Source organism: Enterobacter genomosp. O (assembly GCF_001022965.1).
In the GTDB taxonomy this organism is placed as follows: Bacteria; Pseudomonadota; Gammaproteobacteria; order Enterobacterales; family Enterobacteriaceae; genus Enterobacter; species Enterobacter cloacae_L.
The window spans coordinates 884,386-906,306 of record NZ_LECZ01000026.1; the positions used below are offsets into that span (position 1 = coordinate 884,386).

Here is a 21,921-nt window from a genome sequence, read left to right on the forward strand (position 1 = left end):
CCGCCATGAACACCACTATTGCTCAACAAATTGCCAACGAAGGCGGCGTGGAAGCGTATCTGCACGCCCAACAACATAAAAGTCTGCTGCGTTTTCTGACCTGCGGCAGCGTGGATGACGGGAAAAGCACCCTGATTGGCCGCCTGCTTCACGATACGCGCCAGATTTACGAAGATCAGCTCTCTTCCCTGCATAACGACAGTAAACGTCACGGTACCCAGGGCGAAAAGCTGGATCTGGCGCTGCTGGTGGATGGCCTGCAGGCGGAGCGCGAGCAGGGCATCACCATCGACGTGGCCTACCGCTACTTCTCCACCGAGAAGCGCAAATTTATTATCGCCGACACCCCGGGGCACGAGCAGTACACCCGCAATATGGCGACCGGTGCGTCGACATGCGACCTGGCGATCCTGCTGATCGACGCCCGTAAAGGCGTACTGGATCAGACCCGTCGCCACAGCTTTATCTCCACGCTGCTGGGGATCAAACACCTGGTGGTGGCGGTCAACAAGATGGATCTGGTTAACTTCAGCGAAGAGAAGTTCGAGGAGATTCGCCAGAGCTATCTGACCTTTGCCGAACAGCTGCCGGGCAACCTCGATATTCGCTTTGTGCCGCTCTCGGCGCTGGAAGGGGATAACGTTGCCTCCCAGAGCGCGAATATGCCGTGGTACAGCGGCCCGACGCTGCTGGAAGTGCTGGAAACCGTTGAGATCCAGCGCGTGGTCGACACCCAGCCGATGCGTTTCCCGGTGCAGTACGTGAACCGTCCTAACCTCGACTTCCGCGGCTTCTCCGGCACCCTCGCGTCAGGCTCCGTGAAGGTGGGTCAGCGCGTCAAGGTGCTGCCATCCGGCGTGGAATCGACCATCGCCCGCATCGTCACCTTTGACGGTGACCTGCAGGAAGCGGGCGCTGGTGAAGCGGTAACCCTGGTGCTGAAAGACGAAATTGATATCAGCCGGGGCGATCTGCTGGTGGATGCCCACGAAACGCTGGCGGCGGTGCAGGGCGCGTCCGTGGACGTGGTATGGATGGCGGAGCAGCCACTGACTGCGGGCCAGAGCTACGATATCAAAATTGCCGGCAAGAAAACCCGCGCCCGCGTGGACGGAATTCAGTTCCAGGTGGATATCAACAACCTGACCCAACGCGAGGTCACTGAGCTGCCGCTGAACGGCATTGGTCTGGTCGATCTGACCTTCGACGAACCGCTGGTGCTGGATCCGTATCAGCAGAACCCGGTCACGGGTGGGCTTATCTTTATCGACCGCCTGACGAACGTCACCGTCGGCGCGGGAATGGTGCGCGAGCCAAACGAGCAGGCGAGCGTGGCATCTGAATTCAGCGCCTTCGAGCTGGAACTGAACGCGCTGGTGCGTAAGCACTTCCCGCACTGGGGTGCCCGCGATCTGCTGGGAGGCAAGTAATGGCTGCCCATGATGAGAACGTCGTCTGGCATCCTCATCCGGTCACCGTCGCCCAGCGCGAACAGCTCCACGGTCACCGTGGGGTTGTGCTGTGGTTTACCGGGCTGTCCGGCTCGGGTAAATCGACGGTTGCAGGCGCTCTGGAAGAGGCGTTGCATCAGCAGGGCGTAAGCACGTACCTGCTGGATGGCGACAACGTGCGCCACGGCCTGTGCAGCGATTTAGGGTTCAGCGACGACGATCGTAAAGAGAACATCCGCCGGGTCGGGGAAGTCGCCAGCCTGATGGCCGACGCCGGGCTGGTGGTGCTGACTGCGTTTATCTCTCCGCACCGCGCCGAGCGTCAGATGGTGCGCGAGCGCGTGGGTCAGGATCGTTTTATCGAAGTGTTTGTCGACACCCCGCTGGAGGTTTGCGAGGCGCGCGATCCGAAAGGGCTGTACAAAAAAGCCCGGGCCGGTGAACTGCGCAACTTCACCGGAATTGACGCGGTATACGAAGCGCCTGAATCGCCAGAGATTCACCTCGAAGGTCAACAATTGGTAACAAATTTAGTAAGCCAATTATTAGACCTGCTGAGACGGGACGATATTATCAGATCCTGAGACGGTATCGTTCGGGAGCTGTCTTCCCGAACGATGAGTCACGGTCACAGGATTAGCTATGCGCAACAGTGAAAATTATATTATCACCACCGGGTCGGAGCCGCTTGCGACCGACGACGAAACGACCTGGTCATTTCCTGGGGCCATCATTGGCTTCGTCTCATGGCTGCTGGCGCTTGGCATCCCGTTTCTCATCTACGGCGGTAACACGCTGTTCTTCTTTCTCTACACCTGGCCTTTCTTCCTGGCCCTGATGCCCGTGGCGGTTGTCGTCGGCATTGCGCTGCACTCGCTGCTCAACGGCAGGCTTCTGTACAGTACCGCGATCACGATTGTGACGGTGGTCCTGATGTTTGGTCTGTTATTTTTGTGGCTCATGGGCTAACTTCAGCCATAATTCAAACCGTAACCAACTGTGTGACGATATTGTGCAGGACGATTCTGCGGAAAAAATGTGGTACATTTGCCCGCGATGTTGCGGCATCTCTGTTACCCCGGCGTAGTGCTCTGGGGAAGTCTTGGGATGAGGATGCCGTTTTTCAGGGGGCAGGATGGGTAAACTAACGCTGCTGTTGCTGGCTTTGCTAATCTGGCTGCAATATTCGCTGTGGTTCGGTAAGAACGGACTGCACGACTATAGCCGGGTGAGTGATGACGTCGCGGCTCAGCAGGCAACAAACGCCAAACTTAAGGCGCGAAACGATCAACTCTTTGCTGAAATTGATGACCTCAATGGCGGGCAAGAGGCGATTGAGGAACGCGCACGCAATGAACTCAGTATGACTAAGCCGGGCGAAACCTTTTATCGTCTGGTTCCGGATGCGTCTAAACGCAATCAGGGCTCAGCACAGAACAATCGATAATCAGGCCCAGGATTACGACATGGCAGCAACTTTTTCGGACGTATGTGCCGTGGTGCCGGCCGCAGGTTTTGGCCGGCGCATGCAAACAGAATGTCCCAAGCAGTACCTCTCTATTGGCGATAAAACGATCCTCGAGCACGCCGTGGCGGCGCTGCTGGCGCACCCCAGGGTGACGCACGTGGTCATCGCCATCAGCCCGGGCGATGCGCGCTTCGCGCAGCTACCGCTGGCAAATCACCCGCAGATTACCGTTGTCGACGGCGGTGCCGAGCGCGCCGATTCCGTGCTGGCGGGCATTCAGGCTGCCGGAAACGCGCAGTGGGTGCTGGTGCATGACGCGGCGCGTCCGTGCCTGCACCAGGACGATCTGGCGCGCCTGCTGGCGCTGAGTGAAACCAGTAACGTGGGTGGCATTCTGGCCGCCCCGGTGCGCGACACCATGAAGCGGGCCGAGCCGGGCAAACGGGCCATCGCCCATACCGTCGAGCGCGTCGATTTATGGCACGCGCTGACGCCACAGTTTTTTCCCCGCGAATTACTCCACGACTGCTTAACGCGTGCGCTGACTGAAGGGGCGACCATTACGGACGAGGCCTCTGCGCTGGAGTATTGCGGTTTCCACCCAACGCTTGTTGAAGGGCGTGCTGATAATATTAAAGTGACGCGTCCCGAGGATTTACAGCTCGCGGAATTCTATCTTACCCGTTCGACCCATCAGGAGAAGGCATAATGCGAATTGGACACGGTTTTGATGTACACGCCTTTGGCGGAGAAGGCCCAATTATCATTGGCGGCGTGCGCATTCCTTATGAAAAAGGACTGCTGGCCCATTCTGATGGCGACGTGGCGCTGCATGCGCTGACCGACGCGCTGCTCGGCGCGGCCGCGCTGGGAGATATCGGCAAGCTGTTCCCGGACACCGACCCGGCGTTTAAAGGCGCTGACAGCCGCGAGCTGCTGCGCGAAGCGTGGCGCCGCATTCAGGCTAAGGGCTACACCCTCGGCAACGTCGACGTGACGATTATCGCCCAAGCGCCGAAAATGCTGCCGCATATTCCGCAGATGCGCGTCTTTATTGCAGAAGATCTGGGCTGCCATATGGACGATGTCAACGTCAAAGCGACAACCACCGAGAAGCTGGGCTTTACCGGCCGCGGCGAAGGAATTGCCTGTGAAGCCGTGGCGCTGCTGGTGAAGGCGAGCAAATGACAGACTTCGACAACCTGACATATCTCCACGGTAAACCGCAGGGGAGCGGAGTGCTGAAAGCCAGCCCTGAAGACTTCCTCGTGGTGGAGGATCTGGGCTTTGAGCCGGATGGCGAAGGCGAACATATCCTGGTGCGTATTCTGAAAAATGGCTGCAATACCCGTTTCGTGGCCGATGCGCTGGCAAAATTCCTCAAAATTCACGCCCGCGAAGTCAGCTTTGCCGGGCAGAAAGATAAACACGCCGTCACTGAACAGTGGCTCTGCGCGCGCGTTCCGGGCAATACGATGCCTGATTTAAGTAAATTTGAGCTTGAAGGCTGTAAGGTACTGGAATTCGCCCGCCACAAGCGCAAACTGCGTCTGGGCGCGTTGAAAGGGAACGACTTTACGCTGGTGCTGCGCGAAGTGACCGACCGCGATGACGTCGAGAAGCGCCTGAATGCCATCAGCGCGCGGGGCGTGCCGAACTACTTTGGCGCGCAGCGCTTTGGTATCGGCGGCAGCAACCTGCAGGGTGCGCTGCGCTGGGCGCAAAGCGATGCGCCGGTTCGCGACAGGAATAAACGCAGTTTTTGGTTGTCGGCGGCCCGCAGTGCGTTGTTTAATCAGATTGTGAGCGAAAGGCTGAAAAAACCGGACGCGAATCAAGTTGTTGTTGGCGATGCGCTACAATTAGCGGGACGCGGAAGCTGGTTTGTGGCAACGGCTGAAGAAATGGCCGATGTTCAGTCGCGCGTGGACGCAAAAGCGCTGATGATTACCGCCGCGTTGCCCGGTACGGGCGACTGGGGAACCCAGGGCGAAGCCCTGGCTGCTGAGCAGTCTGCCGTCGCGGATGCGCAGGCATTACAATCCTTGCTGGTGCGGGAAAAAGTCGAAGCAGCACGCCGCGCGATGCTGCTCTATCCGCAGCAGTTAAGCTGGAACTGGTGGGATGACGTGACCGTCGAGTTACGCTTCTGGCTGCCGGCAGGTAGCTTTGCCACCAGTGTTGTCAGGGAACTTATCAACACCTCGGGTGATTATGCGAATATTGCTGAGTAACGATGACGGGATCCACGCGCCAGGCATTCAGACGCTGGCGAAACACCTTCGCGAATTCGCGGATGTGCAGGTCGTGGCTCCCGATCGTAACCGCAGTGGAGCGTCTAACTCGCTGACGCTTGAGTCGTCGCTTCGCACCTTTACCTTTGAAAATGGCGATATTGCCGTGCAGATGGGCACGCCAACCGACTGCGTTTTTCTGGGCGTGAACGCGCTGATGCGACCGCGTCCGGATATCGTCGTTTCCGGCATTAACGCCGGGCCCAACCTCGGCGATGACGTGATTTACTCCGGCACCGTGGCGGCCGCAATGGAAGGGCGCCATCTCGGATTTCCGGCGCTGGCGGTCTCGTTAAACGGCCACACGCACTACGACACCGCTGCCGCGGTAACCTGTTCGATCCTGCGAGCGCTTGGCCGTGAGCCGTTGCGCACCGGGCGTATCCTTAATATCAACGTGCCGGATCTTCCTCTTGATGAAATTAAAGGCATCCGCGTCACCCGTTGCGGGAGCCGGCATCCTGCCGATCAGGTGATCCCGCAGCAGGATCCTCGCGGCAACACGCTTTACTGGATTGGCCCTCCCGGCGATAAGTGCGATGCGGGTCCGGATACCGACTTTGCCGCCGTGGATGAAGGCTATGTTTCGGTTACCCCGCTGCACGTAGATTTAACCGCGTATAGCGCGCATGATGTGGTGTCGGGCTGGCTGGATCGCGCAGGAGTGAACGCGCAATGGTAAACAAACGTGTACAAACTCTTCTGGAACAACTCCGCGCGCAGGGGATCCGCGACGAGCACGTGCTTGAAGCGCTTGCTCAGGTTCCGCGTGAGAAATTTGTAGACGAGGCGTTTGAACACAAAGCGTGGGAAAACGTGGCGCTGCCCATCGGGCAGGGCCAGACGATTTCGCAGCCCTACATGGTGGCGCGCATGACGGAGCTGCTGGAGCTCACGCCCGACTCCCGCGTGCTGGAGATTGGCACCGGCTCGGGGTACCAAACCGCGATCCTGGCGCATCTGGTGCATCACGTGTGCTCCGTTGAGCGAATTAAAGGTTTACAGTGGCAGGCGCGTCGTCGCCTGAAACAACTTGATTTACATAATGTTTCGACACGACACGGTGATGGATGGCAGGGTTGGCAGGCTCGCGCCCCGTTTGACGCTATCATCGTGACGGCGGCCCCGCCTGAAATTCCTGCGGCACTGTTGTCGCAGCTGGATGAGGGGGGCATTCTTGTTCTGCCTGTCGGGGACGAGCAGCAGCTTTTGAAGCGCGTTCGTCGGCGCGGCGGCGAGTATATTATCGACACCGTGGAAGCCGTGCGCTTTGTGCCTCTGGTAAAGGGGGAGTTGGCCTGAGACTCGGAATTATCCAGGGTTATTAAGGCAAATTCAGCGTATGGTGTGGCGCGAAAGATTCGTGCCATCACGGTAAATTTTAAGTCACTGGTAGTTAACACATTCCTGGGGGATAAATGAGCGCGGGAAGCCCTAAATTCACCATCAGCCGTGTTGCGGCATTATCACTGGTTTCGCTCTGGCTGGCAGGCTGTACAAGTTCTAACAATGCTCCTGCGCCCGTCAGTTCCGTCGGTGGAAACAGCGGCTCCGGTAACACGTCCAGCGGAATGTTGATCACGCCGCCGCCTAAAATGGGTACTGCTGCACAGCAGCAAACACCACAAATTCAGCCTGTGCAACATCCTGTTACACAGCCAATGCAGGTTCAGCCAGTTGAACAGCCTGTTCAGACCCAAAATGGCCGCATAGTCTATAACCGCCAGTATGGGAACATTCCGAAAGGTAGCTATACCGGTGGCAGCACCTATACCGTGAAGCGCGGCGATACGCTGTTCTACATTGCCTGGATCACCGGGAACGATTTCCGTGACCTCGCCCAGCGCAATAACGTCCAGGCCCCGTACGGTCTGGAAGTTGGGCAAACGCTTCAGGTTGGCAACGCAACGGGTACGCCGCTCACGCCTGGCAACACCGTTTCTGCGGCCGACGTGACGGCGCAAAATAACAGCGTGAAGCCTGCACAAAAATCCACCACGGTGGTTGCTTCACAACCTGTAATTACGTATTCTGAGGATTCAGGTGATCAGACTGCTAACAAAATGTTGCCGAATAATAAAGGGACTGCGACTGTTGTCACAGCACCGGTAACGGCACCTGTGGTTAGCTCTACTGAACCGACTGCCAGCAGTATGACATCCAGTTCGCCAATCTCTGCATGGCGCTGGCCAACTGACGGCAAGGTTATCGAAAACTTCTCTTCCTCCGAAGGGGGAAATAAAGGGATCGATATCGCAGGGAGTAAAGGACAGGCTATCACCGCGACCGCAGATGGGCGCGTTGTGTATGCCGGTAACGCTCTGCGCGGTTACGGTAATCTTATTATCATCAAACATAACGATGATTACCTGAGTGCCTACGCCCATAACGACACAATGCTGGTCCGGGAACAACAAGAAGTTAAGGCGGGGCAAAAAATCGCTACCATGGGTAGCACCGGAACCAGTTCTACACGCTTGCATTTTGAAATTCGTTACAAGGGGAAATCCGTAAACCCGCTGCAGTATTTGCCGCAGCGATAATTTGACGGGGCATGCCAGCCAGGGTGTCTCGTTCAGGGATCACGGGTAGGAGCCACCTTTATGAGTCAGAATACGCTGAAAGTTCATGATTTAAATGAAGACGCGGAATTTGATGAGAACGGAGTAGAGGCTTTTGACGAAAAAGCCTTAGTAGAAGAGGAACCCAGTGATAACGATTTGGCTGAAGAAGAGCTGTTATCGCAGGGCGCCACACAGCGTGTACTGGACGCGACTCAGCTTTACCTTGGGGAGATTGGTTACTCCCCACTGCTAACGGCCGAAGAAGAAGTCTATTTCGCACGTCGTGCTTTGCGTGGTGATGTTGCCTCGCGTCGTCGCATGATTGAAAGTAACCTGCGACTGGTCGTGAAAATTGCCCGCCGTTACGGCAATCGTGGTCTGGCTCTGCTGGATCTGATTGAAGAGGGCAACTTAGGTCTCATCCGCGCAGTTGAGAAGTTTGACCCGGAACGCGGGTTCCGTTTCTCAACCTACGCGACCTGGTGGATTCGTCAGACCATCGAACGGGCTATTATGAACCAGACCCGTACGATTCGCCTGCCGATTCACATCGTCAAAGAGTTGAACGTGTATCTGCGTACCGCGCGCGAGTTGTCCCATAAGCTGGACCACGAGCCAAGCGCAGAAGAAATTGCCGAACAACTCGATAAACCGGTTGATGACGTAAGCCGTATGCTGCGTCTCAACGAGCGCATTACCTCCGTTGACACCCCGCTGGGTGGCGACTCCGAGAAAGCGCTGCTGGACATCCTGGCCGATGAAAAAGACAACGGCCCGGAAGACACCACGCAGGACGATGACATGAAACAGAGCATCGTCAAATGGCTGTTCGAACTGAACGCCAAACAGCGTGAAGTGCTGGCGCGTCGTTTCGGTTTACTGGGGTATGAAGCTGCGACACTGGAAGACGTCGGCCGCGAAATTGGCCTGACCCGTGAACGTGTTCGCCAGATTCAGGTTGAAGGTCTGCGCCGCCTGCGTGAAATCCTGCAGGGGCAAGGTCTGAATATCGAAGCGCTGTTCCGCGAATAAGCAACCTTTCGTCAAAAAAGGCCCGTCGTGAGACGGGCCTTTTTCTTTTGGGCTACGGCTGCGCCGTTTCGTGCAGCAGACGCCATGTTATCCGATTGCCTTCCTGATTAAGCACCGCGGTTGACCAGCGCACGTTGACGGGCTGGTCCGGCCGGGTTTGCGTCTCCCGATAGTGCAGCACCGCGCCGTGGGTCCATGCCTGTCGCGTCGTTAATTCATCAATGACGATCTTCAGGCCGGGACGGCTTCCGCGCTGGCTTTCCAGAAAACGGGCCAGAGCCTGATAGTCGAGAGGGGTACCACCCGGCGGGATCATCAGAAAATCCGGGCTGAAGCGGGCGAGCAGGGCGTCGTGATCGCCTTCGCCTTTGCCTAACCAGTCCTCAAGCGCAATGTGCAGGTCGATAATGTCGTGTTCGAAAGGCGTCATGAATTCTCCTGTCGCAGCTGGGTGAGCACCTGCGTATTGTTAAGACGAAAAACGTACATTACAGGCAGTAAGGTAATGCCTGCGGCAAAAATAAACATCCCGTGCCATGCGGCGAGCGGCGGCAGCCAGATCTGCGCCAGGTTCAGCGCCTGTGCCAGCAGCAGGGCGCCGACAAAAAAGCTCAACTGACGATTGAGATTCCACAGGGCGCTGGCATCCGGCATATCTTCCCGGCGCGTGGTCAGAAACGCGCTGCTCTGAGCCGTGCTGCTGCACAGGCTTCCTCCCGCGCCCATCAGGGTAAACGCGACGGCAGGCAACAGCGCTGACGAGCTGACATCAATCAAAAGCAGAATACCCGTCGCCTGCAGCAGGCAGCCGACGACAATCAGCGGTCGGGGGCCGATACGGTTAAAATAACGTCCCGTCGCCGTGATGGCTATAAACGATGCCACAGACCACGGCAGCATCAGCATTCCCGTTGCGGCCGGGCTCATGTTCGCCTCGTGCTGAAGATAAAACATCCCCGTGACGTTCACACCAATAAACATGCCGGGCACACAGACGTAGACAAGCATGGAAAAACGCAAAAGCGGGTCCGAGAGTAAGGGCAGGTTTAGCAGTCTGACCGCGTTCATCGTGGGTTTTTCGTGTTTTAGCCACAGACAGGCCAGAACAAAGGTCACGATAGCCACCGGGAGCGTGGCGAAAAATATCCATCGCCAGCTTAGCGTCTGTACCAGCAGTCCCCCGACAGCAGGAGAACAGGCGGGAGCAAGCAACGCTACCAGCATCACCGCCGAGGAGAGCCGGGCGCGTTCGTGAGGCTTAAACTGTTGCCAGGTCAGCGCCTGCCCGACGGGGATCAGTAAGCCTCCACCCACGCCCTGCAGCACGCGCCAAGCGATCAGGCTTTCAAGCGTTGCAGCCAGTCCTGCCGCGGCAGAGGCTGCGCTGAACAGAAAAAGCGAGAGCAGGATGACGCGCTTTGGCCCGATGCGGCGCGTCAGCACGCTGCTGAACGGGATCACCAGCGTCAGGCCGGCAATGTACCCGTTACTGACCCAGGCAAGGGCTGAAGGCGTGGTGTTAAAATCGTGTGCCATCGCCGGGAACGCGACGCTGGCAATAAACATGTTGATCAAATCAAGAAAAAAGCCTAGCAGATAGACTGCGGCGACTTTGCTGCGATACGTCATGATGGATCCTCCGGTGAGGTGGCGTATCGTATCGGCCGGTGAAGCACGAATAAACCTGACAAAGCACGATATACTGTCAAAATTATTTTGACGGTAAAAAGAGCGATGATGATTAACTTACAGCGCACGCAGATGTTTGTTGCGGTGGCCGACACCGGGAGCTTCACGGCGGCAGCGGATGCGATGGGCCTGACAAAAGCGGTGGTCAGCTTCAATATTCGCCAGCTCGAAGCTGAGCTGGGCGTCACCCTGCTGCTGCGATCCACCCGCCGTCTGACGTTAACCGAGGCGGGCGCGCTGTTTCATCAACGCAGCGTCGCGCTTCTGAAGGACGCAGAACAGTTGCAGGATGATGTCCGCGCCAACCATGCGGGGCTCACGGGGGAACTGCGGATCACGACCACGCCCGAGTATGGCTCGCAGGTCGTGGTGCCGCTGCTGGCCAGGTTTAGCCAGCAGCACCCGGATCTTCGCGTGCGTCATGTTTCGTCGTCACTGCACGCCGACCTTATCTCGGAGCGCTTTGACGTGGCCATCCGGCTGGGAACGCTTGCCGATTCACGCTACCACGCCGCGCTGATTTCGCACTTCTCCATTCTCCCCGTTGCGGCGCCCGAGTGGCTCGTGAGCCATCCGGTCGAATCGCTGGCGCAGCTGGCGCAGGCCGACTGGATTATTCACGAGCGCGTCGCATCGCCGCTGCGCTGGCAGGTGAAAGATGCCAGCGGCGCGCCTGAAACGCTGGAGATTAAAAAAGCGCCGCGTTTGTTTGCCGACAGCGCTCAGGCGCTTATGGCCTTTGCGCTTGCGGGAGGTGGGGTGGCGTTACTGCCGGAATGGCTGGCGCGCGATGCGCTTGCTGCGGGAAGACTTGTCCCGGTTTTACCGGAATATACCTTTGCGCAGCAGGGCATCTATGCGGTCTATCCGGATGCCCGGCATGTGCCAGCGAAGGTGCGCACCTTTATTGATTTTATGCGCACCAGCGTAAATTAACCGTGCATCATCTTTTTGATGAGGGCAGAGAACTGCTCCCGCTCGGCCTGAGAGAGACGGCCTAAAAACGCCTCATCCACCGCATTGCCCACCGGCTTACAGCCTGCAAGCAGGGCTTCACCTTCTGGCGTCAGGAAGACAAACCGGCGGCGCTTGTCTGCCGGGTCGTGCTCGCGCTTGACCAGCCCGCGCGCCTCCATGCGGCTCAGCATTTCCGCCAGGGTCGCTTTCGTGCTGACCGCCACTTCGGTCAATGCCACCTGTTCAATACCCGGATGCTCGGCAACTGAGCGCATAACCGCGTACTGCGGCTTGGTCAGTTCCGGTAAGGCATGCTGCCACTGCGCGGTATGCTGTTGAAAAAGCTGACGTAACAGGTGGAACGCCTCTTGTCTTAGTTCCATGAACACTCCGACGGGAAAAATCTCCCACTATGATAGCCGCTATTGCTCCGGATTTTAACGCGGCATTTTTTAGCTATTTGTGTGATCGTGTACGAACGATCTTGTCAGAAAAACGTTCCGGGAGTAGCTTATCTATAATGTTCGTGTACGAACAAATTGATTGAGGTGCTGAATGAGATTGATCGTGGGAATGACCGGGGCGACGGGCGCTCCGCTGGGCGTGGCGCTGCTGCAGGCGCTGCGGGAAATGCCGGAGGTGGAGACCCACCTGGTGATGTCGAAGTGGGCAAAAACCACCATCGAGCTGGAAACGCCCTTCACCGCGCAGGACGTTGCTGCCATGGCTGATGTTGTCCACAGTCCGGCCGATCAGGCCGCCACCATCTCCTCCGGTTCGTTTCGCACCGACGGCATGATCGTCATTCCCTGCAGCATGAAAACGCTGGCGGGTATCCGCGCTGGCTACGCCGAAGGGCTGGTGGGCCGTGCTGCAGATGTGGTGCTGAAAGAGGGGCGCAAGCTGGTGCTGGTTCCCCGTGAAACGCCGCTGAGCACCATTCATCTGGAGAACATGCTTGCGCTTTCCCGCATGGGCGTGGCGATGGTGCCGCCCATGCCTGCGTACTACAACCATCCGCAAACCGCCGATGACATCACTCAGCATATCGTGACGCGCGTGCTCGACCAGTTTGGTCTGGAGCATAAAAAGGCGCGCCGCTGGAACGGACTGCGCGAGGCGAAACATTTTTCACAGGAGACTAAAGATGGCATTTGATGATTTGAGAAGCTTCCTGCAGGCGCTCGATGAGCAAGGGCAACTGCTGAAAATTGAGGAAGAAGTGAACGCTGAGCCGGATCTGGCGGCGGCGGCCAACGCGACCGGACGCATAGGCGACGGCGCACCGGCGCTGTGGTTCGATAACATTCGCGGGTTTACCGATGCCCGCGTGGTGATGAACACCATCGGCTCCTGGCAAAACCACGCCATTTCGATGGGGCTACCGGCGAATACCCCGGTGAAAAAACAGATCGACGAGTTTATTCGCCGCTGGGATAAATTCCCGGTCACGCCTGAGCGCCGGGCCAACCCTGCATGGGCGCAGAATACGGTGGACGGTGAAGACATTAACCTGTTCGACATCCTGCCGCTGTTTCGCCTGAACGACGGGGACGGTGGTTTTTATCTCGACAAAGCGTGCGTTGTCTCGCGCGATCCGCTCGACCCGGATAACTTCGGCAAGCAGAACGTTGGGATCTACCGCATGGAAGTGAAGGGCAAGCGTAAGCTTGGCCTGCAGCCGGTACCGATGCACGATATCGCCCTGCATCTGCACAAAGCGGAAGAGCGTGGTGAAGACCTGCCGATTGCGATTACGCTGGGCAACGATCCGATTATTACCCTGATGGGCGCGACGCCGCTGAAATACGATCAATCCGAGTATGAAATGGCGGGAGCGCTGCGTGAAAGCCCGTACCCGATTGCGACCGCGCCGTTGACCGGCTTCGATGTGCCGTGGGGTTCAGAAGTGATCCTGGAAGGGGTGATTGAGGGCCGTAAGCGTGAAATCGAAGGACCGTTCGGTGAGTTTACCGGCCACTATTCGGGTGGTCGTAATATGACGGTCGTCCGTATTGATAAAGTCTCGTACCGCACCAAACCGATTTTCGAATCCCTCTACCTCGGCATGCCGTGGACCGAGATTGACTATCTGATGGGGCCAGCAACCTGTGTGCCGCTTTACCAGCAGCTGAAAGCCGAATTCCCGGAAGTGCAGGCGGTGAACGCGATGTACACCCACGGTCTGCTGGCGATCATCTCCACCAAAAAGCGTTACGGCGGTTTTGCCCGCGCGGTCGGTTTACGCGCCATGACCACGCCGCACGGTTTGGGCTACGTGAAGATGGTGATTATGGTGGATGAGGATGTCGATCCGTTCAACCTCCCACAGGTGATGTGGGCGCTGTCATCGAAGGTGAACCCGGCAGGAGATCTGGTGCAGCTGCCGAACATGTCGGTGCTTGAGCTTGACCCGGGATCCAGCCCGGCGGGCATTACCGACAAACTGATTATCGATGCCACCACGCCTGTCGCACCGGACACCCGTGGCCACTATAGCCAGCCGGTACAGGATCTCCCTGAAACCAAAGCCTGGGCTGAAAAACTGACCGCCATGCTGGCAGCACGTCAATAAGGAGTAAAAGATGATTTGTCCACGTTGTGCCGATGAGCATATTGAAGTGATGGCAACATCACCGGTGAAAGGGGTCTGGACGGTTTATCAGTGTCAGCATTGTCTGTATACCTGGCGCGATACCGAGCCGCTGCGTCGTACCAGCCGCGAGCACTACCCTGAAGCGTTTCGCATGACGCAGAAGGATATTGACGAGGCACCGCAGGTACCGACCATTCCACCGCTGCTGTAAAAAAAAATCCCGGTGGCGCTATGCTTACCGGGTGATAACATCGTGCGGTCTTTTGCCCGGTGGCGCTGCGCTTACCGGGCCTACGGGTTTTGTAGGTCGGGTAAGGCGAAGCCGCCACCCGACAAAACAGACCGCAGAAAACTACACCAGACTCTTCAGCCGATAAATCCACTCCAGCGCCTGTCGCGGTGTCAGGGAATCCGGGTCGAGGTTCTCCAGCGCTTCTACCGCCGGAGAGGTCTCTTCCGCTGGTGCCAGCAACGACATCTGCGTACCGTCAATCTGCGTCGCCGCCGCGTTTGGTGACAGGCTTTCCAGTTCACGCAGTTTCTGACGCGCGCGCTTGATCACCTCTTTCGGCACGCCTGCCAGCGCCGCGACGGCCAGACCATAGCTCTTGCTCGCTGCGCCCTCCTGCACCGTATGCATGAAGGCGATGGTATCGCCGTGCTCCAGCGCATCAAGGTGGACGTTTGCCACGCCTTCCATTTTCTCCGGCAGCTGCGTCAGCTCGAAATAGTGGGTAGCAAACAGCGTCATGGCCTTGATTTTATTCGCAAGGCTTTCAGCACAGGCCCAGGCCAGCGACAGGCCATCGTAGGTTGACGTTCCGCGTCCGACTTCGTCCATCAGCACCAGGCTGTGCTCCGTCGCGTTATGCAGAATGTTAGCCGTTTCGGTCATTTCGACCATGAAGGTTGAGCGGCCGCTCGCCAGATCGTCCGCTGCCCCGACGCGGGTAAAGATACGGTCGATAGGGCCAATCTCTACTTTTTGCGCCGGAACGTAGCTGCCGATATAGGCGAGCAGGGCGATTAGCGCCGTCTGACGCATATAGGTACTCTTACCGCCCATGTTCGGACCGGTAATAATCAACATTCTTCGCTGCGGCGACAGGCTCAGCGGGTTGGCGATGAACGGTTCGTTCAGCACCTGCTCAACCACCGGGTGACGGCCTTCAGTGATGCGAATGCCGGGCTTGTCGGTAAAGGTCGGACAGGTATAGTTCAGCGTTTCAGCGCGTTCTGCCAGATTCACCAGCACGTCCAGTTCCGCCAGCGCGCTGGCGCTCAGCTGCAGGTCGGCAAGGTGCGGCATCAGCATGTCAAACAGCTCTTCATACAGCTGTTTTTCCAGCGCCAGCGCTTTGCCTTTCGAGGTGAGAACTTTGTCCTCGTACTCTTTCAGTTCGGGGATAATATAGCGTTCAGCATTTTTCAGCGTCTGGCGACGCACGTAGTGAATCGGTGCCAGGTGGCTCTGCCCGCGGCTGATCTGAATGTAATAACCGTGTACCGCGTTATAGCCCACCTTCAGGGTGTCCAGCCCGAGGCGCTCGCGCTCGCGGATTTCCAGTTTATCAAGGTAGTCCGTCGCGCCGTCGGCCAGCGCGCGCCACTCGTCCAGCTCCTCGTTATAGCCCGGGGCAATTACGCCGCCATCACGCACCAGAACCGGAGGCGCATCGATAATGGCGCGTTCAAGCAGTTCGCGAAGCTCGGTAAATTCGCCCATGGTTTCTCGGAGCTTCTGTACCGGCGCGCTGTCAACGTCGCTCAGCTGTGCACGCAGCTCCGGCAGCTGCTGGAAGGCATGGCGCATCCGCGCGAGATCGCGTGGTCGCGCGGTTCGCAGAGCCAGACGGGCCAGGATACGCTCCATGTCCCCCACCTGGCGCAGGACAGGCTGCAGCTCGGTATAGCGATCCTGCAAAGCGGCAATTGTCTGCTGACGGCAAACAAGCGTGTCGGTATCGCGAACCGGCATATGCAGCCAGCGTTTCAGCATGCGGCTGCCCATTGGCGTCACCGTACTGTCGAGGACCGACGCGAGCGTATTTTCTACGCCCCCTGCCAGGTTCTGGGTAATCTCCAGGTTACGGCGCGTGGCGGCATCCATGATGATGCTGTCCTGCTGGCGCTCCATGGTGATAGAGCGGATATGCGGCAGGGCGGTGCGCTGGGTATCTTTCACGTACTGCAGAAGGCAACCTGCCGCACACAGCCCGCGCGGGGCATTTTCAACGCCAAAGCCAATCAGATCGCGGGTGCCAAACTGCAGATTCAGCTGCTGGCGCGCGGTATCAATTTCGAATTCCCACAGCGGACGACGGCGCAACCCGCGACGGCCTTCAATCAGCGCCATTTCGGCGAAATCTTCGGCATAGAGCAATTCTGCCGGGTTGGTGCGCTGCAGTTCGGCAGCCATCGTTTCTCGGTCAGCCGGTTCACTCAGACGAAAACGTCCGGAGCTGATGTCCAGCGTCGCGTAGCCAAACCCCTTGCCGTCCTGCCACAGCGCGGCAAGCAGGTTATCCTGGCGTTCCTGCAGCAGGGCTTCATCGCTGATGGTGCCTGGCGTGACGATGCGCACGACTTTGCGTTCAACCGGACCTTTCGAGGTCGCCGGATCGCCGATCTGTTCGCAGATGGCGACGGACTCACCCTGATTCACCAGCTTCGCCAGGTAATTCTCTACCGCGTGATGCGGGATACCCGCCATCGGGATGGGCTCGCCTGCCGATGCGCCTCGTTTGGTCAGCGAGATGTCGAGCAGCTGCGACGCGCGTTTGGCATCGTCATAAAACAGCTCGTAAAAATCGCCCATACGGTAAAACAGCAGGATTTCAGGATGCTGTGCTTTCAGCTTCAGATACTGCTGCATCATCGGCGTATGTGCGTCGAAATTGTCGATTGTGCTCATGGAGTTATGATGTCCATTTCTTTGAAAATAAAACGTTTTGAGCGGCTCAGTGGCCGTTTGTTCCTTCTATTGTCGCATGAAAAAAAGGTACGGCGCAGAAAAATGTCGTTGCTTTACGAGGTGCCTTCCGACATGAGCTCAATGACGATTTTTCCGTGCTCCACGCCCACTCTGACCCGGGAGTGGGTGGTAAACCCCGCCTGTTCAAGCCAGTCGCCTTTTAGGCTCAGCGCCGCATGCACGCTGTAACGCTTCGGTATCTTGGTATTGCGGTCTTCATGGCGCTTTCTAAAATATCCCACTTTTAAATGGCGATAGGGTTTGCTGCTCGCTCTCTCTTGCATAGGGTCTCCTGACAACACGGACAACGGTCATGTCTGATGCCTGTATAAAATACCAGTGATTGTCGGGCGGTGCAGGGCTAAAACTGGAATCAGCCTTCAGAAAACGGCATGCAACAACTGAAATTCTGCGCTTAAAGGTGTATCGTTAATGCACTTTATTATTCGGTGAGCCGTTATGTCCGGTAAACGCATATCACGAGAAAAAGAGACCATCGCGAAGATGATCGCGCTGTATGAAAAGCAGTGCCCGCAGGCTTCGCAGGACGCAGGGCATTATCAGGCGCTGAAGGCGTATGCGGATAAGCGCCTGGATAAATGCGTTTTTGGGGAGGAAAAGCCGGCCTGCAAACAGTGCCCGGTGCACTGCTACCAGGCAGCCAGACGCGAAGAGATGAAGCAGGTTATGCGCTGGGCAGGCCCGCGTATGTTATGGCGTCATCCCATCCTGACCGTTCGTCATCTGATTGATGACCGCCGTCCCGTGCCGGAACTGCCGGAGAAGTACCGTCCGAAAAAGTGACCGGTTCAGCGTCTCAGCGGGCGGCAAATTACGTTGAGGGCCAGCGCGCTAAAGAGCGGGAAAATTGCCAGCAGGAGCCAGGGGTATATCGCCTGCGTTGAGGGCACCAGAGCGCGATCCAGTAGATTGCCAAACAGTAAATTTCCAGCCAGTACCGCGACGCCTCCGGCAGTAGAGAGTGCGCCGTAGTGCGCCCCCAGCGTTGATTCCTCGGCGAAGCGCGGAATGAGATCTTTTGCCGATGGCACCAGCAGCATCTGTCCCAGCGTCAACAGCGTTACAAAACATACCGACGGCATAAGCCGCAGCCAGCCCTCAGGCGGTTCTGTCGCCGCAAACATCGCCACGCTCGCAAAGGCGGCGGAGAGCAGCAAGAAGCCCACCGGCAGAATTCTCACTGCCCCCACGCGTCGGGCGAAGCGGGCCAGCGGAAGCTGCAAAGTGATGATCAGCACCGAGGCCAGCATAAACAGCGGGCCAAGATCTTTCTCATTTCCGCCAGAGCGCTGGATTTCTACCGGCAGCGCCAGATAGAGCTGGTTATAGCTTAACAGCCACGAGCTGTAGGCAATGATAAAGGCGACAAAGCGCGGCTGGCGGAACGTCGTCCACCAGGGCTGTATGTTTAGCGTCTGTGAACGGTGGTGGGAAGCAGGAAGGCAGAAGTACAGCACCACCAGGGCAATAATGAAAACCCCTGCACCCGCCAGCGCCACCTGGCGGAAGCCAAGCCCCGTCAGCAGGGCACCGACAACCGGGCCCAGTACCGCGCCGAGTTCACCGCAGACGGCAAAGAGGGCAAACCACTCCGCCCTGCTGCGCTTGCCTCTCGCCTCGCTTTGCGTGCCTGCTTTTGCCAGCAGTGCCTCAATCGAGGGGGAGAACAATGCGCCGCCGATACCGGTCAGGCACGCCCCAAGAATGATGGGCCAGAGTGCGTGCCCGAACGCCAGCAGCAGATAGCCCGCGACGCGAATAACGCACCCGCTCAAAATAACGACTTTCGCGCCAAACCGGTCCGAGAGCGCACCGCCGACGATAAACATTCCCTGCTGGGAGAACGTGCGAAGGCCCAGGATCAGCCCGATAAGCCCGCCGGAGAGCAGCATATCGTCGCGCAGGAATATCGCCAGGAAGGGAACGACGGCGTAAAAGCCAATGTTAAAAACAAACTGGCTACCCAGTAAAACGGGCGGACAGAGCGTGGTGGCAGGGCGAAGGGGCATCGTCGTTCACTCGCCCCTACACGATAAAGTGAATGTGCTTTTTGCCATGGAACGGCGAGATCTCAATTTTGGTTTTGACCCGGAAGACATCCCACAGCAGCGACTCGGATAAAATGTCCTGCGGCGTTCCCGTCGCCACAATTTGCCCTTTCTGCATCACAATCAGCGAGTCACAGAACATCGAGGCGTGATTGAGATCGTGGATTGCGACAATGCTGGTGACCGGTAATTCGCTGATCAAATGCATCAGCTGCATCTGATGATGAATGTCCAGGTGATTTGTCGGTTCATCCAGCAGGATTTCAGTCGGGGTCTGGGCTAGCGCGCGGGCAATGTGTACGCGCTGGCGCTCGCCGCCGGAGAGGCTCAGCCAGCCCTGGTCGCTTTTATCCAGCATATCCACGCGCTGCAGGGCGGCGGTGACGGTCTCGTCATCGTGCGTGCTCCAGTTGGAAAAAGGGGAGTGGTGCGGAATACGCCCGAGCTTCACCACGTCGCGCACGCGCATATTGGCGTCGGTCATCCCGTGCTGTTCAACGAAGGCGACCCGGCGGGCAAGCTGCTTTTTGGCAATGCGAGAGATGTCCTGGCCGTCCAGCGTCACACAGCCCGCATCCGGGCGGCGCAGGCCTGCCAGAATGCGCAGAAGCGATGATTTACCGCAGCCGTTAGGGCCAAGCAGTCCTACCGTTTCTCCCCGTGACACCTTCAGCGAAACGTCATTAACGATGACTTTTTTACCCACCTTCCAGGTAATATTTTCAGCGCAGATACTCATCACTTATTCCTTGAGCGGTAGATAATCACGGCAAAGAACGGAACGCCAACCAGCGCGGTTACCACGCCCACGGGCAGGCTTTGCGGGGCAATCAGCATGCGCGAGGCGATATCTGCAAGCACCATCAGGATTGCGCCAGCCAGCGCGCTGGCAATCAGCAGCGTACGGTGCAGCGGCCCGAACAGGAAACGCATGACGTGCGGCACCACCAGCCCGACAAAGCCGATTGAGCCCGCCATGCTAACGATGGTCGCGGTAATCAGTGCGGTGGTGGTGAAGAGCGCCAGGCGCACCCACGGGACGGCGATGCCCAGCGACGCCGCGGCGTCATCGCCAAACGTAAAGGCATCCAGCGCCCGGGAATAGTAGAGGCAAATGGCTAGCCCAATCAGCACAACCACCAGTGCCAGCTGGAACTCAGGCCAGCGAACGCCGCTGAAGCTGCCCAGCAGCCAGAACATTACGTCGCGCGCCTGCTGCGCACTGGCGGAGGTGCTGATGGTGTAGGCGGTAATAGCATTAAACAGCTGAGAGGCGGCTACGCCCGCCAGAATGGTGCGTTCATTGCCGCCGCGCGCGCCGTTGGTCAGGAAGGCGACAAACGCAAAGGCGGCGAACGCCCCGGCAAAGGCGCCGGCGGAGAGCGACACCGCGCCGGTGCCGATCCCCAACACTACGACGGATACCGCCCCGGTCGACGCGCCCGCGGACACGCCAAGCACGTACGGCTCCGCCAGCGCGTTCTTCAGCAGGCTTTGCAATACGGCACCGCAGATGGCCAGCCCTGCGCCGCAGCAGGCTGCCACCAGCGCGCGGCTCAGGCGAAAGTCCCAGATAACGCTTTCATAGATGCGGTTGAGCGGAACCCCGGTGAACCCCATTTTATTGCTGATGGCATAAAAGACGTTCTGCATCGGGATGGACAGCTCGCCGACGCTGACGCTTAGCGCGATAACCAGAAATAACAGGACAAAGGCGAGCAGGCACGAGCTCGTCAGCACCAGGCTCTGCCGGGCCTGAAGAACGGCGGATGTCATCAGTTCAGCCCCAGTTTTCTGAGCTGTTCGCCGACCTGCTCAGCCCCGTAAATCGTTCGGATCGTCGGGTTCATCGCCTGGCCGTCCATCACCACGATATGGCCTTTTTTCACCGCATCCAGCTGGCTTACCGCCGGATCGCTCTTCAGGAATTTGATTTTTTCTTCCGCGTTATCCAGCGCCCAGCGGTTGCGGTCGAGGCTGGACACCACGATGACATCCGGATTTGCGGCAATAATGCTTTCCCAGCCGACGGTTGGCCATTCGGTCTCAGAAGTGATGGCGTTGTGCCCGCCCAGCACGTCAGCGATGAACCCTGAGGCGCTGTTTTTACCGCCGACGTAGGCGTCCGCAGAAGGGGATGAGCTGGAGAACCAGAAGACAAACGACAGGTCTTTTTTATTCTTGCTGAATTCCTTACGCAGGTCGGCCTCGCGTTTTTTGAAATCCGCAATGACGGCCTGGCCGCGATCTTCAACGTTGAAAATTTTAGCGAAATCCTCAATCTCTTTATAGAGATAGGTCATATCCCACAGCTTCTGGCGGCTGCCGTACATATCGCCGGCGGCCTTTTTGGTCGCGCACATGCCCGGTGATAAATAGCTGTTCACGCCGACGGTGGCCAGATCTTCACGCTTTGCGACCTTACTCTCCGGCCCAAGCAGCAGAGGAAGCTGGGCAGGAACAAAATCAGGGTTTTGCGACAGGATGGATTCCAGCGTCGGGATTTCTACCGTCAGGGTTTTGATTTTTGCATTCTGTTCCGCCAGCTGCGGCAGCACTTTGGTCGGCCAGAAGGCGCTAGCCTTCACCTTATCTTCCAGGCCCAGCAGGAGCAAAATTTCGACGGTGTTCTGACCCAGGGCCACGACGCGTTCCGGCGCTTTGTTGAACGTCTCTTTATAGCCACAGTTTTCAATCGTCAGGGGATAGGTGGTTGCCAGAGCAGAACCGACCGACGCAATCGCCAGGCCTAACGCGCAGATGACCTTTTTCATTAAACGCTACCCTTCATTAATATTATTGTTGTTGCAAATGAAACTCATTATTA

25 protein-coding genes are annotated in these 21,921 nt (G+C 57.8%); 16 read left to right on the plus strand and 9 right to left on the minus strand.

Annotation, left to right across the window (positions count from 1 at the left end):
* Positions 1-5 precede the first annotated feature (5 nt).
* The 11 genes from cysN (at position 6) to rpoS (ending at position 8,809) form a co-directional block, all read left to right on the plus strand.
* Positions 6-1,430 (plus strand): sulfate adenylyltransferase subunit CysN, encoded by a 1,425-nt coding sequence (gene cysN, locus ABR39_RS17950; protein ID WP_047348022.1) that lies wholly within the window; start codon positions 6-8, stop codon positions 1,428-1,430.
* Positions 1,430-2,035, plus strand: coding sequence for an adenylyl-sulfate kinase (cysC, locus tag ABR39_RS17955; RefSeq protein ID WP_021241908.1), 606 nt, complete (start codon positions 1,430-1,432; stop codon positions 2,033-2,035). Before cysN ends, cysC begins: the two co-directional genes overlap by 1 nt.
* Before the next feature lie 58 nt (positions 2,036-2,093).
* Positions 2,094-2,420, plus strand: a complete 327-nt coding sequence (locus tag ABR39_RS17960; RefSeq protein WP_045286500.1) for a DUF3561 family protein — start codon at positions 2,094-2,096, stop codon at positions 2,418-2,420.
* A gap of 166 nt (positions 2,421-2,586) precedes the next feature.
* Positions 2,587-2,898, plus strand: coding sequence for a cell division protein FtsB (gene ftsB, locus ABR39_RS17965; RefSeq protein ID WP_008499609.1), 312 nt, complete (start codon positions 2,587-2,589; stop codon positions 2,896-2,898).
* Between the two features lie 19 nt (positions 2,899-2,917).
* The gene (gene ispD / locus ABR39_RS17970; protein ID WP_047348023.1) at positions 2,918-3,628 is read left to right on the plus strand and encodes a 2-C-methyl-D-erythritol 4-phosphate cytidylyltransferase; all 711 of its coding nucleotides are present in this window, start codon (positions 2,918-2,920) and stop codon (positions 3,626-3,628) included.
* Positions 3,628-4,107 carry a 2-C-methyl-D-erythritol 2,4-cyclodiphosphate synthase gene (gene ispF, locus ABR39_RS17975; RefSeq protein ID WP_008499607.1) on the plus strand — a complete coding sequence of 160 codons (480 nt, stop codon included), beginning with the start codon at positions 3,628-3,630 and terminating at the stop codon, positions 4,105-4,107. The genes ispD and ispF overlap by 1 nt, the downstream gene beginning before the upstream one ends.
* On the plus strand, positions 4,104-5,153 hold the full coding sequence (truD, locus tag ABR39_RS17980) for a tRNA pseudouridine(13) synthase TruD (protein WP_047348024.1): 1,050 nt from the start codon (positions 4,104-4,106) through the stop codon (positions 5,151-5,153). The genes ispF and truD overlap by 4 nt, the downstream gene beginning before the upstream one ends.
* Positions 5,134-5,895 (plus strand): 5'/3'-nucleotidase SurE, encoded by a 762-nt coding sequence (surE, locus tag ABR39_RS17985; RefSeq protein ID WP_023308990.1) that lies wholly within the window; start codon positions 5,134-5,136, stop codon positions 5,893-5,895. Before truD ends, surE begins: the two co-directional genes overlap by 20 nt.
* Positions 5,889-6,515, plus strand: a complete 627-nt coding sequence (locus ABR39_RS17990) for a protein-L-isoaspartate(D-aspartate) O-methyltransferase (RefSeq protein WP_047348025.1) — start codon at positions 5,889-5,891, stop codon at positions 6,513-6,515. The genes surE and ABR39_RS17990 overlap by 7 nt, the downstream gene beginning before the upstream one ends.
* Before the next feature lie 116 nt (positions 6,516-6,631).
* On the plus strand, positions 6,632-7,756 hold the full coding sequence (gene nlpD / locus ABR39_RS17995; RefSeq protein ID WP_047348026.1) for a murein hydrolase activator NlpD: 1,125 nt from the start codon (positions 6,632-6,634) through the stop codon (positions 7,754-7,756).
* A gap of 60 nt (positions 7,757-7,816) precedes the next feature.
* Complete coding sequence (gene rpoS / locus ABR39_RS18000; protein ID WP_008499600.1) at positions 7,817-8,809, plus strand: RNA polymerase sigma factor RpoS; 993 nt, start codon at positions 7,817-7,819, stop codon at positions 8,807-8,809.
* A gap of 52 nt (positions 8,810-8,861) precedes the next feature.
* Here the strand turns inward: rpoS and ABR39_RS18005 are convergent, their stop codons facing one another.
* A complete protein-coding gene (locus ABR39_RS18005; RefSeq protein WP_047348027.1) occupies positions 8,862-9,239 on the minus strand; it encodes a DUF4440 domain-containing protein in 378 nt (125 codons plus the stop codon).
* A complete protein-coding gene (locus ABR39_RS18010; protein ID WP_047348028.1) occupies positions 9,236-10,438 on the minus strand; it encodes an MFS transporter in 1,203 nt (400 codons plus the stop codon). The genes ABR39_RS18005 and ABR39_RS18010 overlap by 4 nt, the downstream gene beginning before the upstream one ends.
* A 108-nt stretch (positions 10,439-10,546) precedes the next feature.
* On the opposite strand from ABR39_RS18010, the gene ABR39_RS18015 reads away from it, so the two are divergent.
* Entirely contained in the window at positions 10,547-11,434 is an 888-nt protein-coding gene (locus tag ABR39_RS18015) for a LysR family transcriptional regulator (protein WP_047348194.1), read from the plus strand.
* Here ABR39_RS18015 and ABR39_RS18020 read toward each other — a convergent pair.
* On the minus strand, positions 11,431-11,838 hold the full coding sequence (locus ABR39_RS18020; RefSeq protein WP_047348029.1) for a MarR family winged helix-turn-helix transcriptional regulator: 408 nt from the start codon (positions 11,836-11,838) through the stop codon (positions 11,431-11,433). The genes ABR39_RS18015 and ABR39_RS18020 overlap by 4 nt on opposite strands.
* A gap of 172 nt (positions 11,839-12,010) precedes the next feature.
* Here ABR39_RS18020 and ABR39_RS18025 point away from each other — a divergent pair, with 172 nt between their 5' ends.
* Genes ABR39_RS18025 through ABR39_RS18035 form a run of 3 tightly spaced genes read left to right on the plus strand, consistent with a single transcriptional unit; the run spans position 12,011 to position 14,262 of the window.
* Positions 12,011-12,613, plus strand: a complete 603-nt coding sequence (locus ABR39_RS18025) for a non-oxidative hydroxyarylic acid decarboxylases subunit B (RefSeq protein ID WP_047348030.1) — start codon at positions 12,011-12,013, stop codon at positions 12,611-12,613.
* Positions 12,603-14,030 (plus strand): non-oxidative hydroxyarylic acid decarboxylases subunit C, encoded by a 1,428-nt coding sequence (locus tag ABR39_RS18030; RefSeq protein WP_047348031.1) that lies wholly within the window; start codon positions 12,603-12,605, stop codon positions 14,028-14,030. The genes ABR39_RS18025 and ABR39_RS18030 overlap by 11 nt, the downstream gene beginning before the upstream one ends.
* A 10-nt stretch (positions 14,031-14,040) precedes the next feature.
* Positions 14,041-14,262, plus strand: coding sequence for a non-oxidative hydroxyarylic acid decarboxylases subunit D (locus ABR39_RS18035; protein WP_003862116.1), 222 nt, complete (start codon positions 14,041-14,043; stop codon positions 14,260-14,262).
* 141 nt (positions 14,263-14,403) lie between these two features.
* On the opposite strand, the gene mutS is transcribed toward ABR39_RS18035, so the two are convergent.
* On the minus strand, positions 14,404-16,965 hold the full coding sequence (gene mutS / locus ABR39_RS18040; RefSeq protein WP_047348032.1) for a DNA mismatch repair protein MutS: 2,562 nt from the start codon (positions 16,963-16,965) through the stop codon (positions 14,404-14,406).
* A gap of 113 nt (positions 16,966-17,078) precedes the next feature.
* Positions 17,079-17,309, minus strand: coding sequence for a SymE family type I addiction module toxin (locus ABR39_RS18045; protein ID WP_047348033.1), 231 nt, complete (start codon positions 17,307-17,309; stop codon positions 17,079-17,081).
* Between the two features lie 175 nt (positions 17,310-17,484).
* Here ABR39_RS18045 and ABR39_RS18050 point away from each other — a divergent pair, with 175 nt between their 5' ends.
* On the plus strand, positions 17,485-17,829 hold the full coding sequence (locus ABR39_RS18050; protein WP_047348034.1) for a nitrous oxide-stimulated promoter family protein: 345 nt from the start codon (positions 17,485-17,487) through the stop codon (positions 17,827-17,829).
* A gap of 5 nt (positions 17,830-17,834) precedes the next feature.
* Here the strand turns inward: ABR39_RS18050 and ABR39_RS18055 are convergent, their stop codons facing one another.
* The 4 genes from ABR39_RS18055 to ABR39_RS18070 are packed head-to-tail and all read right to left on the minus strand — an operon-like array spanning position 17,835 to position 21,868.
* Complete coding sequence (locus ABR39_RS18055; protein WP_047348035.1) at positions 17,835-19,055, minus strand: MDR family MFS transporter; 1,221 nt, start codon at positions 19,053-19,055, stop codon at positions 17,835-17,837.
* Positions 19,056-19,071: 16 nt separating this feature from the next.
* Positions 19,072-19,833 (minus strand): ABC transporter ATP-binding protein, encoded by a 762-nt coding sequence (locus ABR39_RS18060; protein WP_047348036.1) that lies wholly within the window; start codon positions 19,831-19,833, stop codon positions 19,072-19,074.
* Positions 19,833-20,870: a FecCD family ABC transporter permease gene (locus tag ABR39_RS18065; RefSeq protein ID WP_047348037.1), complete on the minus strand. Its 1,038-nt coding sequence runs from the start codon at positions 20,868-20,870 to the stop codon at positions 19,833-19,835. Before ABR39_RS18065 ends, ABR39_RS18060 begins: the two co-directional genes overlap by 1 nt.
* Positions 20,870-21,868 carry an ABC transporter substrate-binding protein gene (locus ABR39_RS18070; RefSeq protein ID WP_047348038.1) on the minus strand — a complete coding sequence of 333 codons (999 nt, stop codon included), beginning with the start codon at positions 21,866-21,868 and terminating at the stop codon, positions 20,870-20,872. The genes ABR39_RS18065 and ABR39_RS18070 overlap by 1 nt, the downstream gene beginning before the upstream one ends.
* Positions 21,869-21,921 lie beyond the last annotated feature (53 nt).